Origin of the sequence: Nostoc sp. FACHB-152, assembly GCF_014697475.1 — a bacterium.
In the GTDB taxonomy this organism is placed as follows: Bacteria; Cyanobacteriota; Cyanobacteriia; order Cyanobacteriales; family Nostocaceae; genus Nostoc_B.
On the sequence record NZ_JACJRV010000002.1, the window covers coordinates 354,869 to 369,987 of the forward strand.

Annotated in this window: 14 protein-coding genes; 7 read left to right on the forward strand and 7 right to left on the reverse strand. The window is 37.9% G+C overall.

Annotated features, from left to right (window positions below; translation table 11 throughout):
* Nucleotides 1-111 precede the first annotated feature (111 nt).
* Nucleotides 112-786, reverse strand: coding sequence for a cadmium resistance transporter (locus H6G76_RS03590; RefSeq protein WP_190695444.1), 675 nt, complete (start codon nucleotides 784-786; stop codon nucleotides 112-114).
* Nucleotides 787-808: 22 nt separating this feature from the next.
* Between H6G76_RS03590 and H6G76_RS03595 the strand changes: the two genes are divergently transcribed.
* Nucleotides 809-1,471: a cadmium resistance transporter gene (locus tag H6G76_RS03595; protein WP_190695447.1), complete on the forward strand. Its 663-nt coding sequence runs from the start codon at nucleotides 809-811 to the stop codon at nucleotides 1,469-1,471.
* Between the two features lie 187 nt (nucleotides 1,472-1,658).
* Here H6G76_RS03595 and pstB read toward each other — a convergent pair whose 3' ends face one another.
* From pstB to H6G76_RS03620, 5 genes are read right to left on the reverse strand one after another with little or no spacing between them, the layout of a single operon-like run.
* Nucleotides 1,659-2,489 (reverse strand): phosphate ABC transporter ATP-binding protein PstB, encoded by an 831-nt coding sequence (pstB, locus tag H6G76_RS03600; protein WP_190695450.1) that lies wholly within the window; start codon nucleotides 2,487-2,489, stop codon nucleotides 1,659-1,661.
* A 49-nt stretch (nucleotides 2,490-2,538) separates the two neighbouring features.
* Nucleotides 2,539-3,438, reverse strand: a complete 900-nt coding sequence (gene pstA / locus H6G76_RS03605) for a phosphate ABC transporter permease PstA (protein ID WP_190695453.1) — start codon at nucleotides 3,436-3,438, stop codon at nucleotides 2,539-2,541.
* A 5-nt stretch (nucleotides 3,439-3,443) separates the two neighbouring features.
* A complete protein-coding gene (pstC, locus tag H6G76_RS03610) occupies nucleotides 3,444-4,385 on the reverse strand; it encodes a phosphate ABC transporter permease subunit PstC (protein WP_190695456.1) in 942 nt (313 codons plus the stop codon).
* 26 nt (nucleotides 4,386-4,411) lie between these two features.
* Nucleotides 4,412-5,413: a PstS family phosphate ABC transporter substrate-binding protein gene (locus H6G76_RS03615; protein ID WP_190695459.1), complete on the reverse strand. Its 1,002-nt coding sequence runs from the start codon at nucleotides 5,411-5,413 to the stop codon at nucleotides 4,412-4,414.
* Between the two features lie 40 nt (nucleotides 5,414-5,453).
* Nucleotides 5,454-6,587 (reverse strand): sulfate ABC transporter substrate-binding protein, encoded by a 1,134-nt coding sequence (locus H6G76_RS03620; RefSeq protein ID WP_190695462.1) that lies wholly within the window; start codon nucleotides 6,585-6,587, stop codon nucleotides 5,454-5,456.
* Nucleotides 6,588-6,932: 345 nt separating this feature from the next.
* On the opposite strand from H6G76_RS03620, the gene H6G76_RS03625 reads away from it, so the two are divergent.
* From H6G76_RS03625 to H6G76_RS03650, 6 genes are all read left to right on the forward strand, one after another.
* Nucleotides 6,933-7,565, forward strand: a complete 633-nt coding sequence (locus tag H6G76_RS03625) for a DUF1003 domain-containing protein (protein WP_190695465.1) — start codon at nucleotides 6,933-6,935, stop codon at nucleotides 7,563-7,565.
* A gap of 289 nt (nucleotides 7,566-7,854) precedes the next feature.
* The gene (locus H6G76_RS03630; protein ID WP_190695469.1) at nucleotides 7,855-8,559 is read left to right on the forward strand and encodes a cadmium resistance transporter; all 705 of its coding nucleotides are present in this window, start codon (nucleotides 7,855-7,857) and stop codon (nucleotides 8,557-8,559) included.
* Between the two features lie 12 nt (nucleotides 8,560-8,571).
* On the forward strand, nucleotides 8,572-8,886 hold the full coding sequence (locus tag H6G76_RS03635; RefSeq protein WP_190695471.1) for a hypothetical protein: 315 nt from the start codon (nucleotides 8,572-8,574) through the stop codon (nucleotides 8,884-8,886).
* 157 nt (nucleotides 8,887-9,043) lie between these two features.
* Nucleotides 9,044-9,667, forward strand: a complete 624-nt coding sequence (locus H6G76_RS03640; RefSeq protein WP_190695474.1) for a hypothetical protein — start codon at nucleotides 9,044-9,046, stop codon at nucleotides 9,665-9,667.
* Between the two features lie 298 nt (nucleotides 9,668-9,965).
* Nucleotides 9,966-11,471: a GH3 auxin-responsive promoter family protein gene (locus H6G76_RS03645; protein WP_313934739.1), complete on the forward strand. Its 1,506-nt coding sequence runs from the start codon at nucleotides 9,966-9,968 to the stop codon at nucleotides 11,469-11,471.
* 259 nt (nucleotides 11,472-11,730) lie between these two features.
* The gene (locus tag H6G76_RS03650) at nucleotides 11,731-12,606 is read left to right on the forward strand and encodes a helix-turn-helix domain-containing protein (protein WP_190695477.1); all 876 of its coding nucleotides are present in this window, start codon (nucleotides 11,731-11,733) and stop codon (nucleotides 12,604-12,606) included.
* A 451-nt stretch (nucleotides 12,607-13,057) separates the two neighbouring features.
* Here the strand turns inward: H6G76_RS03650 and gatA are convergent, their stop codons facing one another.
* The gene (gene gatA, locus H6G76_RS03655; RefSeq protein WP_190695479.1) at nucleotides 13,058-14,515 is read right to left on the reverse strand and encodes an Asp-tRNA(Asn)/Glu-tRNA(Gln) amidotransferase subunit GatA; all 1,458 of its coding nucleotides are present in this window, start codon (nucleotides 14,513-14,515) and stop codon (nucleotides 13,058-13,060) included.
* Between the last annotated feature and the right edge of the window lie 604 nt (nucleotides 14,516-15,119).

Below are 15,119 nucleotides of genomic sequence, written 5' to 3' on the forward strand. Positions count from 1 at the left end.
TTAAATATTATTCTGTCAAACAAGAAGAAAATTTGAATAGATTTTAATGTTAATTTTATAAGAAAATAGAGAATAACAAATCATTAAATCCGAATAAGTATTGAACTATAATTATTTTTTTAATAAAACTATTAAACAACAGCAACTTGCAGCTAGTTTTATCAAGCTCAAAGCTTCAGTTTTGAAAATAATAAAAGCACCTAAACATATCAAAATAAACGGCACAAAATTACTAATGTAGCGAGTTATGGCATCTGCGATCGCTTGCTGATGGGTTAATTTATATGCTGTATAACATAAAACACCCAACAATAAAAAAAATACGCCAATAATTACCCAAAAGCTAGTTAAATTACTGCTAGCAAATAAAGGAATATAAATACTGATATTATCCCCACCATTGGCAATTGTCACCGCAGCCACAGTATAAGTTTGAGGTGCAATAATAAAATTAGCACCTAGTTCTTCTGAAGATGGCATAGTTTCTACTACCAACTCTTCTATATCATCATCTTCATGATTAACTAAACTACTAATACCTATGGCAATGGGAATTAACCCCAATAATCCAATCCAGTTTGCTCCTAACACAAAACCACCCAATAAACCAGATAAACTCAGAACTACTAGTACAATAAAACCTAAATACTGCCCAAAAAAAATATGCTGTGGTCGAAAGTGGGCATTTATTTGCGAAAAAAACAACAACAAAATCGCAATATCATCAATATTGGTAGATATAAACGCAACTACACCTGTACTAATTGCAGTGATTATTTCATTCATTCCTTTTAACTAAAAACTCAGCATGGATAAACTAGGCACATCTTTTATTGAAGGGATAATTGCCTTCGCAGCTACAAACATTGATGACATCATGATTTTGCTTCTACTCTTCTCCCAGGTAGATGTTAATTTTCGACGGCGACATATTGTGTTTGGTCAATATCTTGGTTTTGCCGCTATCATCATTGCTAGCTTACCAGGATTTTTTGGTGGTTTAGTTGTACAGCGCGAATTGATAGGTTTATTAGGACTATTACCAATAGCAATCGGTGTAATGCAATTGCTAAACAGAGAACAAGAAACCATAGAAATTCAAGAAGTAACCACTGAATTTAAACAGTCTTCATCAGTTAATTCTTTATTGTCTTTGATTTTAAGTATTTTGCATCCCCAAACTTATAAAGTTGCAGCGGTAACAATTGCCAATGGTGGGGATAATATCAGTATTTATATTCCTTTATTTGCAGGTCAAACCCTTGCTAGCTTGGGAGTAATTTTAAGTGTATTTCTTTTAATGGTAGGGGTTTGGTGTACCGTTGCTTATATGTTAAGTCAACACCCTACCATAGGCTCTCTTCTAAGTCGCTATGGTAAGGTGATTGTACCTTTTATTTTAATAGGCTTGGGTTTATTTATTATGTACGAAAGAGGTACATTTAACCTGCTACCTTGGTGGAAAAGCTAACTAGTATATACGAACAATAGCAATAAATAACGTCAATCAGTAATTAACGATTCTGGCTTTGTTAAAGGTGCTATTAGTTGATTTATTCGTTATAGCAATTTTTGTAAATGTGAAACGTATCTTTTGTAGAGACGTAGCATTACTACGTCTCTACATGATTTATATGTATCTGTTATTAACGCTGTAATTAACCGAAGCGTCCACTAATATAGTCTTCGGCCTCTTTAGTTTGCGGAGAATTGAACATATGTTCTGTAGGACTAAACTCGACTAATTTTCCGCGACGCTTGCTGTGTTCGTCTATTTCTGTATTGAAGAAAGCTGTCCAATCTGCAATTCTGGCGGCTTGCTGCATATTATGCGTCACCATAATTATGGTGTATTGCTCCTTCAGTTCTAAGCAGAGTTCTTCGACTTGGCGGCTAGAAATAGGATCGAGTGCAGAGCATGGTTCATCCATTAATAATACATCTGGTTTCATAGCGATCGCTCTGGCAATGCAAAGTCGTTGTTGTTGTCCACCAGATAAAGCAGTACCTTTTTCTTTGAGTTTGTCTTTGACTTCATCCCAAATCGCAGCACGTCTAAGGGAATTTTCTACTAATTCATCAAGATTACCTTTATAACCATTTGCACGGGGGCCAAAAGCAATATTTTCATATATTGATTTGGGAAAAGGATTTGGTCTTTGAAAAACCATCCCTACTTGGCGGCGTAATTTTACGGAATTAATTTTGGGATCGTAAATATTGCGATCGCGGTAATTTAATCTTCCCTCTACCTTAGCTCCCGGAATCAAATCATTCATCCGGTTAAAGCAACGTAGTAAGGTACTTTTACCACATCCTGAAGGGCCAATAAAAGCAACTATTTGTTTCTCAGGAATCTGCAAATAGACATCTAAAAGTGCTAAAAATCCCCCATAATATACTTTCACACCTTCAACATTAAATACATGATTATTTTGATCTAGTGTGGTGCTTTCTGAGTGACTTCTACTATTTCTGGTATAGGGCATTTTGCCAATCTCCTAGTGTCTATGCTTGCTTAATTAGAAAAAAATCCAATTAATGGATAGTGAAGCGTTGTCTAATATAAATGGCTACCCCATTTAAAGCTAAAATCAAGAGTAACAACGCAATAATTGTTGCGGCTGCTGCATTTGCAAAACCTGGTTCTGGACGAGAAATGTAACTATAGATTTGAATAGGTAACGCCATAAATCTCTGGAATAAACCAGGGTTAAATGTGAGAAAACCTACAGCACCTACAACTATTAGAGAAGCTGCATCTCCGATAGCGCGGGATATAGAAATAATTACTCCTGTTAAGATACCAGGAACAGCATAAGGTATGACATGATGACTAACAGTTTTCCATTTAGTAGCACCTAATCCATAAGAAGCATATCTGAGAGAATCAGGAACGGCTCGAATTGCTTCTCTAGCTGTCACAATAATTACTGGTAAAGACAGTAAAGATAAAGTTAATGCGCCAGAAATTAAAGCAGGGCCAAACCCAAGCAAATAATTAAAAACTCCTAAACCTAGCAAGCCATAAACAATAGAAGGTACTCCAGCTAAATTACTGATATTAATTTCAATAATTGCTGTCCACCAAGCTCTTGGTGCATACTCTTCTAAATATAAGGCGGCTCCTACACCCACTGGCACTGTTACCAAAATCACAACAAGTCCTAAAACAACGCTGCTGATAATTGCCGGACGGATACCACCTTCTTCAGGAAAACGAGAAGGAGTTTCGGTTAAAAAACCAGGCGATAAAAATCTGGCTAACCCGTCTCTAAAAATATCAAAAAGGAGTAATGCTAGGACGAATAAACCAATCAATAAACCTAATAAAAAAAGTAGTTCAAATACCTTTCCTAAAATTTCCCTTCTATTAATATTATCAGTAAATTCTGTTGTCGAATCCAGATAATCATCTCGTTGATAACTTGTAGTCATAGCTATTAGTCGTATTTTTCTTTAAAACGATTAGCAATCCAGTAACTAATAATATTCAAAGCTAGAGTAATTAAAAACAACAGCGCGCCTACGGCATATAAAGTCTGGAAATTTAGACTTCCACGGGGACTATCGCCACCAGAAATTTGTGCCATATAAGCAGTCATTGTTTCTACTGATTCTGCAAAATTAATAGTGATTTTCGGTTGTTGTCCAGCAGCAATCACAACAGTCATCGTCTCACCCACGGCGCGAGAAATGCCCAGAATAATTGAAGCTATAATTCCAGAAAGTGCTGCTGGAAGAACTACTTTAAAAATAGCTTCTAGTTTAGTAATACCTAAGGCATAAGCACCTTCTCGCAAAGAACGAGGAACTGATTGAATCGCATCTAAGCTAATAGAACCAACCGTAGGAGTAATCATGACTCCCATCATTAAGCCTGCACTTAAAGCGTTAAATAATTCTAGGGGAATTACATTCCTTAGCAAGGGAGTAACAAAAAGTAGTGCGAAATAACCATAGACTACAGTTGGTATCCCTGCTAAAAGTTCTACTGCTGGGCGTAAAATTGCTGCTACTTTAGGTTGAGCATATTCACTCAAATAAATTGCTGAAGATAAGCCTAAAGGAATAGCAACAGCCATAGCGATCGCAGTTGTTAGGACTGTACCATTAATCAACGGCCAAACGCCGAAATGTCTATCGGCAAATAAAGGTGTCCACTTAGTATCAAAAAAGAATTGAGCCAAAGAAACTTGTTGGAAAAATCCAAATGCCTCCTGAAAAATAATTACTACAATTGCAAAAGTAGTTAAAACAGAAACTAAAGCGCAAGCAAATAAAATTACCGCAATCAATCTTTCTAAGATATCTTCTGAGACATTTTTATCTAGTGACTGTCTGAATATTTGATATGAATCGTCTTGAGGATTTGTACTTCGCATAAAAATTTTGGTGAAGAGACTTTACTTTAAATAAAATTGGTAATTGGTTCTCCTGGTTTCGCTTTTTTAAATTTTGTCCCAGTTTCACTTTTAGCAAATTTTTGTTTTACTTTAGCGTAGGCTTCATCTGGTAATGTAACATAACCAACACTATCTACCCATTTCCAAGAATTGTCCAAATAAAAATCTACAAACTCTTTAACTGCGGGCTTACCATCTAAAGATTTTTTACTGACATAGATAAATAAAGGACGAGATAAAGGTGTGTATGTATTTTTAATGACGTTATCAATTGGCACAGGTTTTACACACTTTCCTGACGGGCTTTCTACAGCAACTAAATTTAATTTGTCTTGGTTTTGAATGTAATAAGATATGCCTACATAACCCAAGGCTGTCGCATCACCTGATACGCCTTGTACAAGGAGGTTTTGATTGTGGCTGGGAGTATAATCTGTTCTGCCGTTTTTAGCTTTGCCAGTCACAGCTTGAGTCATATAATCAAATGTTCCTGTATCAGAAGCAGGAGCATACAACTTGAGTTTTTGATTAGGAAACTTAGGATTCACTTGATTCCAATTCAATATTTTACCGTCTGATTTAGCACTCCAAATTTTATCTAACTCTTTAATAGTTAGACATTGAGCAAAATTGTTTTTACGGTTAGCAATTACAGCAATTCCATCTAAAGCTATGGGTAACTCTACGAATTCAATTTTCTTACTTTTACATTTTTTGATTTCTTCATCTCTGATAGTACGAGAAGCACCAACAATATCAATATCACCATTACAAAACTTACTTATTCCACCACCAGTCCCGCTTGAGGCGACACTTACTTGTGCTTGGGGTTTTACCTTGCCATACTCTTCTGCAACTGCTAAAGAAATCGGAAAACCCACAGCAGCACCATCAATACTTACCTGGCTTCTTAGTTCTTCTCCACTGTTACAGGCAGTAATACTGCTGAGAATCAGCATAGAATTTGTGATAGAAAAACTCGATTTAAATAGGCTACGAAAGCTCATAAACTATCCAATTTTAACTAATAAATTACGAGGCTTGATTTTATGCTTTTTTTGCAGCTTGCATTTGATCAAAAATTGCTCCATCAACAAAAAATTTCTTCTGTATTAAATCCCAACCACCCAAATCTTGCGATGTAAATAAAGTACTGATTTTAGGATATTTAGCTGCTACTTCTTGGGTAACGGTAGGATTCACCGGACGATATTGTAATTTAGCAAATTCGCGCTGGGCTTCTGTGGAGTACAAGAAATCAACGAAGGCTTTGGCAACTTCTCTATTACCATGCTTATCGACGTTTTTATCAACTATCGCTACAGGATTGTCGATAGAAATATTGACTTGTGGGACTGTATAAGGTAGTTTAACCCGATTGTTTTCTGCCAAAGCTATCTCGTTTTCGTAATTAATTAAGACATCCCCCTGATTTTTCTGAAAAAATAAATCGCTAGCTTCACGAGCATCTTTTGTCAGAGTTGGAGTATTTTTATAGACCTTAGTGACATAATTTAAAGCTGTGGCTTCATCACCACCATTGAGAGTCACCGAACCCCACAAAGCTAAAAATTCCCAAATGGCAATACCAGAGGTTTTCGGGTTGGCTGCTATCAATGTCACATCATCTTTTGCTAAGTCTTGCCAAGTATTAATCCCTTTGGGGTTGCCTTCACGAGTAACGATCGCCGCAACAGATCTACTAACAATACCATTTCTTGGCACTCGGTTTTCCCAACCTTTTTTGATTAAACCTGCTTGCTGAATTCTGTTGACATCGAGAGGAAGTGCTAGATGTACTATATCCGCCTCTTGCGAACCAGCAATCACAGCTGCGGCTTGTGCGCCAGAACCTCCATAACTTTGCTCAAAAGTTACATTTTGATTATGTTCTTGCTTCCACTTCTGCACAAATTTAGGTATTATCTGGTCATGAGCAGCTTTAGTCACAGAGAAAGAAACTAGTTTGAGCTTGACATCAGACTCTCCCGCATATCTGCTTTGAGAACAAGATGCGATCGCTGTACTCAAAATAGTTCCGACTAAGAACAAACTCACAAAGCTGGGAATATGACGTGCTTTCCACCAAATTGAAACTATGTGTTGGTAACGCCGTATAGCTTGCAAAAATTTATTCACAATTAAATATTCCAATTGCGCTAGATGTTGCGACTTGCTCATCCGCACCTACTCCTTGATTCACGGTATGTTGAGCGGGATACCGTTGTTCACATTATTATAAGCATCATCTAGTTGCATCTATGATTTAACTTTATTTTTTGTTACTGAGTCAGCAAATTACTATTAACCATAGAGTAAACATAGATGGTAATAATCGAGCGAATTTCTCAAGAATTCACTTGCTAGCTGGCATTTTCATCTTCGTGAAAGTACTTTCATAATTTTCCAGACTAATTACTTTTATTTATCGTTTTCAAAACAAAGAATATTTGCATCTATCGTCAATAAAGCGTAATTTTAAAACATCGAGCCAAACAAATACTGAATTAACAAAACAGGTGCAGCATGAATACCAGCAAAAAAACATTATCAAATAACGTTGATGTACCAGTAGTTCAAAACACATCCACAGAGGAATTAACACGCGGACAAAAGCTTGCCGATAAATTAGCCAGCCAAGTAGGCTCTTGGAAATTTCTGATTTGCCAAAGCACTGTCTTAGCAGGATGGGTAGGATTGAACTTAGCACCAGGAGTTCCTCACTGGGATCAGTCTCCGTTCATCATGCTCAACTTAGTGTTTTCATTTGCTTCAGCCTATACAGCCCCAATTGTATTGATGAGTCAGAACCGCCAGTCTGACACCGACCGCAGAAATGCCGAAATCGACCATCAAGTGAATCTGAGAGCGGGTCAAAATATTGAACTGCTACATCAAAAATTAGATGAATTACACGCTCAAAAGCTCAACGAATTAACTCAAATCATCAAAGAGCAGCAACAAGTTATCAATGAGCTTAAAGTAACTTTAGTACATACTCCAAAAGAGCATAATGAAACTAAAGTAGCTATATTACCAGGCTTGCATCTTCAAACTAACAACAAATTCCCTAAAGAAAGTTCTAGCAACAAACTTTTTATAATTGACCAACCAGTAGGCGACAATCACAAAGTTGTAGAAAAGCTGAATCGCCACTAAAAATCAGCAATAAGTAAGTTTTTGATTACCAAATAAGAGATTTTAGGTTACTTAAATCGATGCATTTAGAAGTTTGATCCCCGAATATCTGACGCTAAATCACATCTGTCCTGAAAGTTTTTTGAAAACAGAATATTTGCATTGCATCTAGTAGACACAGCGTTCTAATTGAGTTGGAAATGTCATCTATATCTGCACGCTTCATGAAATAGCGATTTCCTGAAAATTTACAGACATCAACGAACGCTTCTAGAAACACTATCAGCCAAGAAATTGAGAAGAGATAGAAATGAACGAACTTATTACAGCTATCCCCACCGGAATCACAGCTTTTACAGCTACCAATCTCGATGATTTAGTCATCCTCACGCTGTTATTCTCTCAGGCGAATGCCAATTTCCGCCGTCGGCATATTGTAATTGGTCAGTACCTCGGTTTCTGTACTCTGGTTATTGCTAGCCTAATGGGTTTTTTAGGAGGAATGATATTACCATCTCATTGGATTGGTCTGTTAGGTTTAGTGCCAATAATTATTGGCTTAAATCGCCTGCTGAATTGGGAGAGTGATTCGTCGTCTGATGAAGAATCTGAAATAGAAATATCTCATACTTCTACTTTCGCTAGTTTTTTATCTCCTCAAGCTTGTAGTGTGGCAGCGATTACCATTGCCAACGGTAGTGATAACATAGGCATTTATATGCCATTGTTTGCTCACAGTGCGATTTATGAATTGCTAATTATTATTACAGTGTTCTTATTGCTGGTTGGTGTTTGGTGTTACGTGACTTATAAACTAACTTGTCAGAATGCGATCGCTAATTTATTAACTCGCTACGGTAATAATTTTGTGCCCTTTGTCTTAATCGGCTTAGGTGTGTTTATTATCTTAGACAGTGCTTCCCTAACTCCAATTGCCTTGACAGCTACTTGTGTATGTTTAACGGGACTAATTAAAATAATTCAAACTTCTAAATTCAAAACTCAAAGTTTGTAATTATCACAATATATGAAAATCTTCTCCATATCCTTTACAGTGCTAGTGCTTTTAATCAATTTAGCAGTTGCATTTCCCTCTTCAGCAGACACTCTTACTTCTATAGTCAATAATCCTAAATACTTTGAAGTAGGTCAAAAAGTTATCTGGCTTTACAAAGCACGTTCTGACTCTGCTGAAGTTCAAAAAATACCTGCCGAGGTAGTCAAAATAAGCTCTAAACAAGTTAAAATTCAAATCCGCAAAGACAATCAATTCATAAATCGTTGGGTCAATCCTAACAGACTGGAAAGTTTTCCTAAGATTCACGACTCAGCATTAAATTAAATATAAATGCTTGCAAAAATTATCAACAATGGCAATAGTTATACCCTTTTACTCTTTAAATCTAACCATTAATATAGCAACCCTAAATACATTCCAAATACATCTATTGCCTATTGCCCATTACCTATTATTCAGAATCTCAAACTAGGGAGAAAATATGCAGTTCATCAAAATTATTCTTGTCGCTCTCGTATTTATCGTTAATTTGACAATTGCTCAACCTTCTTGGGCAAGCAAAGATTTCACCAAAGGGGCTGACTACGCAGAAGTAACTCAGGCACTCAATCAGCTTTTAACTGTTAGGGATAACCCTGAACAAGCTGGCTATACACCTGAACAATTTCAACAACAACTATCACAATTACAGTCTCAAAAGTATGTAATGGAAACAGCTATCAAGCGGGCGCAATGTCAGAACGAGACTGGCAGAACTTTGGGGATTTATGCCAATAAACCGAAAAAATCTCCCACCCAACTTTACTATTTAGCAGCAGGGCAAATTACAGATGATGATTGGGATTGCGATGGCATATACTTACCCGCAGGTTCTCAGGTAGTGTTAACTCCGAATGGTCAAGTACAAGAGTTAACTGAACCTATTGCTGTCAAGTTTGTCGATGGTACCCAATCAATTGCTAGAACTAATCCCGCTACTGGTGCAATTGAATTGAATGTTGCACCTGCCAAAGTTTTCAAAGCTGGTGAAGGCACTTGGTTGCTTCCTACGTTATCTCAGGCAGATATTGACGCGCAAGTTCCAAGCCCACAAATCATCGACTAAGATACAGCAGGAAACAGACAATAGGTTTAATAATTAGTTTTTGTCCTAACCTATATTTCGTCTGCTATATCCCAAAATACAGTACCTCACCCTAACAAGGGTGGGGTATTTAGTTAATATTTGCAAGTTTTTATAGAACTGGAATAAGTCAAGGTGGCTAATAATTTAGTATTTAAAATTAAACTAGTTTAATTTGACTATAGCAAACCTAAATGGAATACAAACAAATCTATTGCCTATTGCCTCAAACCTATTGCCTGCCTGCACCAGTATTTTGTAAATCAAATACGATCGCTATATGATGCATCCAATTATTCAGCTTTTTGGGCAACTGCTTGCACCAACTGCCAGACGATTTTACCAAGCATTGAATGACCCTAAATCAACGCAGATATCTGTGCAGAAAGAAATTTGCGATCGCCTAATCGCCAGCGACTATGGCAAAGCTTTGGGTATTAGTTCTGTAACAGATTGGCAGCATATCCCGATTGTGGATTACGATGCACTCTCACCTTTGATTTTAGGGCATGAAAAACGTCAGCAAATCCCCCTGACTCCTGAAGCTATTTTATTTTATGAGAAAACCTCTGGTAGTAGTGGAGCAGTAAAATGGATTCCTTATACTCAATCTTTAAGGCGATCGTTTAATCAAATGTTTTGTGTATGGGCGCATGATTTGATTATCAATGGGCCGAAATTCTCTACAGGTAAACTTTACGCTTGTATTTCACCGCAATTAAATGCAACTGAAACCCAATCTTTACAAGATGATTTAGATTATTTGGATGGTTGGTTGCGTTGGTTTTTGCGTCCTTGGTTGGTGATGCCCAATGGACTTAATCGCTTGCATAATGCACAGGTATTTAAACATCAACTGGCGTTGGCATTATTGCAGGCTGAGAAGTTAGAAATTATTTCGATTTGGAGTCCGAGTTTTCTCCAAGTACATTTAAAGTACATTCAAGAACATCGGCAATTATTACAAGCAGAATTAGAAAAACGAATATCACGCACAAGGCTGCAACTTCTGGGCGAGGATCATATTTCCTGGACGCAACTTTGGCCAAATCTCAAGTTGATTTCTTGCTGGGATAGTGCTAATGCAGCAGATCAGGCTAAGGGATTGCGATCGCAATTTCCCGGAGTTTTAATTCAGGGTAAAGGCTTGCTAGCGACAGAAGCCCCAATGACGATTCCATTAATTGCGGCGGGGGGCTATGTTCCGGTTTTAGATGAGGTGTTTTTTGAGTTTGAGGATGATGCTGGTTCCCTACATAAGTTACATGAACTCAGCATTGGCAAGGAATATACAATTATTTTGTCGCAGAAAGGCGGTTTATATCGTTATCGAATTGGCGATCGCATTCTCGTAACGCACTATTATCGTCATACTCCTTGTTTAGAGTTTCTCGGACGACATCAAGCTATCAGCGATTTAGTGGGCGAAAAGTTACACGAAACTTTTGTAAGTCATGCTTTAAATAGTATCAATTTGTCAGGAACTGGTTTTAAGAGCTTAGTTCCCGTTGCAAATCCACCTTATTATGTTCTGTTACTCGATTCAGCAACAGAACCATCAGAAATTATTGCTCAAAAACTAGATCAAGCTTTATCAGAGTCACATCATTATTATCGTGCGCGATCGCTCGGTCAACTTGCACCGCCGCAGGTTTTCATCTCTAACGAAATTTCAGAAGTCTTGGCCATGCATCGCGTCCGTAGTGGAAGTGTCTGGGGTGGTATTAAGCATTCAATTCTGACCACATCACCTATTACCACTGAACTTTTACAAAAATTCAAATAATAATTTTTGTTTGTAACTTTAATTCTGATTAGATACAGAGGTAATTTACTACCCAAACTTTAATTTTGTCTGTCCTAAGATAGATGGAAAAATATTAATTTAAATTAACAAAAAGCAAAAATGTAAATCAACATTAAATATGTAATTTAAATGTTTCATATTTTGTTTTCCAACTAAAATTGAAATAGTCAAAAATTTGACATTAGTTAAGTAATCATCTTATTGAATGGCAAACATCAGTCAATTTTAGGAGAAAGTCGTGAACCTCTTACAAGACAATCAAACAGCACAATTAAAAGAAATAAGTAAGCATTTACTACAAGTAAGAGAAGCAAAGTCTATACGGCTTGAAGAAGTAGCGATGAAAACAAACATTCGACTAACTTTATTGAAAGCCCTAGATGATGAGAGATTTGATGAATTGCCTGAACCTGTCTACATCCAAGGATATATCCGTCGTTATGCAGATGTCATCGGGTTAGACGGTGCTAGTTTAGCAAAAACCTTTGCCACTCAAGTTGTAACTCCAGAATTTGATAGTCACCAAAGTCCCAATTTCGAGAATAAACTAAACATTCGTATCCCTCTTTTTATCCCTTACGCTGCCCTATTATTAGTCTCGGCAATTGGGCTGGTTTATTTACTTAATCCCAAATTATCTGCGGAATCTTTAGTCAAAAAACTCAACTTCGGAACCCCTCAAAAACAAACCGCAGCAGTTTTATCTAAACCTTCATTATTACCAACAGCCGAATCTTCTCCATCTTCAACTCAGGCACAAACCTCTGTAACCAGCCAAAATTCCACTACTGGACTACCTCTAGCCGCATCCCCCATAGCATCCCCTAACACCCCCACTAATCAAGCTGTAGCCGTCAGCTTAGAATTGCAAGGCACATCTTGGTTACAAGTAAAAGTAGATAGCAAAACGGAATTTGTAGGCAATTTAAATCAAGGAGAACGCAGAACTTGGACAGCAAAAAAACAATTGACTGTCCGTTCTGGGAATGCGGGCGCGGTACTAATTTCTGTCAACAATCAACCAGCAAAACCCTTAGGAGAGTTGGGTAATGTCAAAGAAGTGACATTTACCCCAGAAATAGACACTCAAAAGTCAATAGTCAATAGTCAATAGTCCATTGTCAATTGTAATTGGACATTGATTACTAAGTAGGAAGGCACAAATAAACTTAACTAGATAAGTCTTGGGCAAAATAGCTAAAAACCTCTTCCCTCCTGCCCTCTGGAGACACTTGCGTGGGCGGGTTTCCCGACTTGAGCAAAGTTTCGTCCTCCTGCCTTCTCCTAATTACAATTATTTATGTCCCTCTACTTATCAGTAGACCGAAAACTTTTTCGTGTTCGCGTAGCGTCTCTTCAGAAGAAGACAAGGTGTTGGGGGTCGGATGTAGGTGACAAATGCGCGAATTGTTAGGTTTTAATAACGGCTAATTAGGTAAATCATGGCTTTTTAATCATGAAAGGTTGAATTTACTCATGCTAATTAACTTTTATAGCGACTCATCAATGCAAATATTCCCTACACCCCACACCCAGCCTAAACAGAGAACTTTGTAATCTACTAACTATAGTTGCGGTTGGCGTAAGTGCCAATTAGTAGCTTGTTCATAAGCGTAAGCTACTTGGAATAATTGGTCTTCTCGCAACACCTTGCCAATTAATTGCAGTCCAATGGGCATACCGTTGTCATCAAAACCGCAAGGTAAGCTGATACCCGGTAACCCTGCTAGGTTTACCGGAATAGTCATCAAGTCGTTTAGGTACATACTCAAGGGATCAGTGGTTTTTTCCCCAGCTTTGAATGCCGTAGTAGGAGCAGTAGGAGTAACTAAGACATCAACTTTTTTAAACGCATTTTCAAAGTCTTGCTTAATTAAAGTACGGACTTTTTGCGCTTTAAGATAGTAAGCATCATAATACCCCGCCGAAAGTGCATATGTGCCAATCATGATTCGGCGTTTGACTTCCGCGCCAAAACCTGTTGCACGGGTACGAGTGTACATAGACAACAAATTCTCTGCGTCAGGTGTACGCAAGCCATATTTCACGCCATCGTAACGAGCTAAGTTGGCAGATGCTTCTGAAGGAGCGATGATGTAGTAGCTTGGTAAACCGTAGCGGAAACGAGGACAGGAGATAACATGAATCTCTGCGCCCAAAGCTTGTAATTGGTCAATAGCTTTGGTAACAGCTTGTTCAACAACAGAGTCTAAACCTTCGCCAAAAGTTTCTGTAATTACGCCAATTCGTATTTTGCCTCTAGCTTTGAGGTCTGGCCTGAAGCTAGCTGTGTAGTCAGGAATTTCTACTTTTAGGCTAGTGGAATCTTTAGAATCATAACCTGCGATCGCTCTCAACAAAATTGCGGCATCTTCTACTGTGCGTCCAAAAGGCCCAATTTGATCCAAAGACGAAGCATAAGCCACCAAACCATATCGAGAAACTAAGCCGTAGGTTGGCTTCATCCCCACTACACCACAAAAAGACGCTGGTTGACGAATTGAGCCACCAGTATCAGAACCAAGGGAAACAACGCATTCTCCCCCTGCTACAGCTGCGGCTGACCCTCCAGAAGAACCACCAGGAACCCGCGATAAGTCCCAAGGATTGGCTGTCACTTGGTAAGCAGAACTTTCTGTAGAACTACCCATTGCAAACTCATCCAGATTGGTTTTGCCCACCATGACAGCCCCAGCATCAAACAATTTTTGTGTCACAGTTGATTCATAGGGTGGCACAAAATTTTCTAAAATCCGAGAGGCACAGGTAGTCGGAATTCCCTTAGTACACATATTGTCCTTAATTCCGATCGGAATTCCAGCCAGTATGGAGATTTCTTCACCAGCTGCGATTTTGGCATCTACTGCACGAGCCTGCTCTAACGCCTGTTGCGCTGTCACGTGCAAGAAACTGTGCAATTTCGGCTCTAACGCTTGAATTTTATCTAAAGCTTCTTGGGTAATTTCAACAGCAGAACGTTCTTTTTTAACTAGCTGTTCGTGCAACTCGCGTATGGATGCCATGACTGCTCCCTTTGTAACTCAAGTCCTTGATTTTAGTACATATTGCAGAGTATTAGGAAAGTAGGAAGCGTAAAGTGTGAAGTATAAAATATAAATTTCAGATACCCTACCTTCGCAGACTACCCCAGACTTCAGTCTGATGGGCTATTTTCTAGCTAGCAGCAATGCCAAGCGGGAACAGCCTTTAACCTTAATACTTCACAGTTCCTAATCTTGGAAAAAAACCAGTACATTATTACCTGCCTTCTTTGCTATTGCCTATTGCCTATTACCTGACTACACAAGTATGTTCAGCAACAAACCAGATTCCTATATTACAGTTTAAATACAGCAAATATATACTTGATAACCGTATGTTTGCAAATCATCAAATTTGAATTGTTAACTTAGATATAAATATCAGTTATTGTCGTGTTATAGGACAGATGTAGCAATCCTATTGGATTTACAAATTACTTATGGAGGCAGGCAATAGGCAATAGATTTGTTTGAATCTCCTACAGGGATTGCTATAGCAGTCAATGTTAGCAGTCAATTTCTTCTTTTTGTGTTTCCCTAAAATATCATCTTGCTCACTGGCGCAATATTCAATTATATAAAGTTT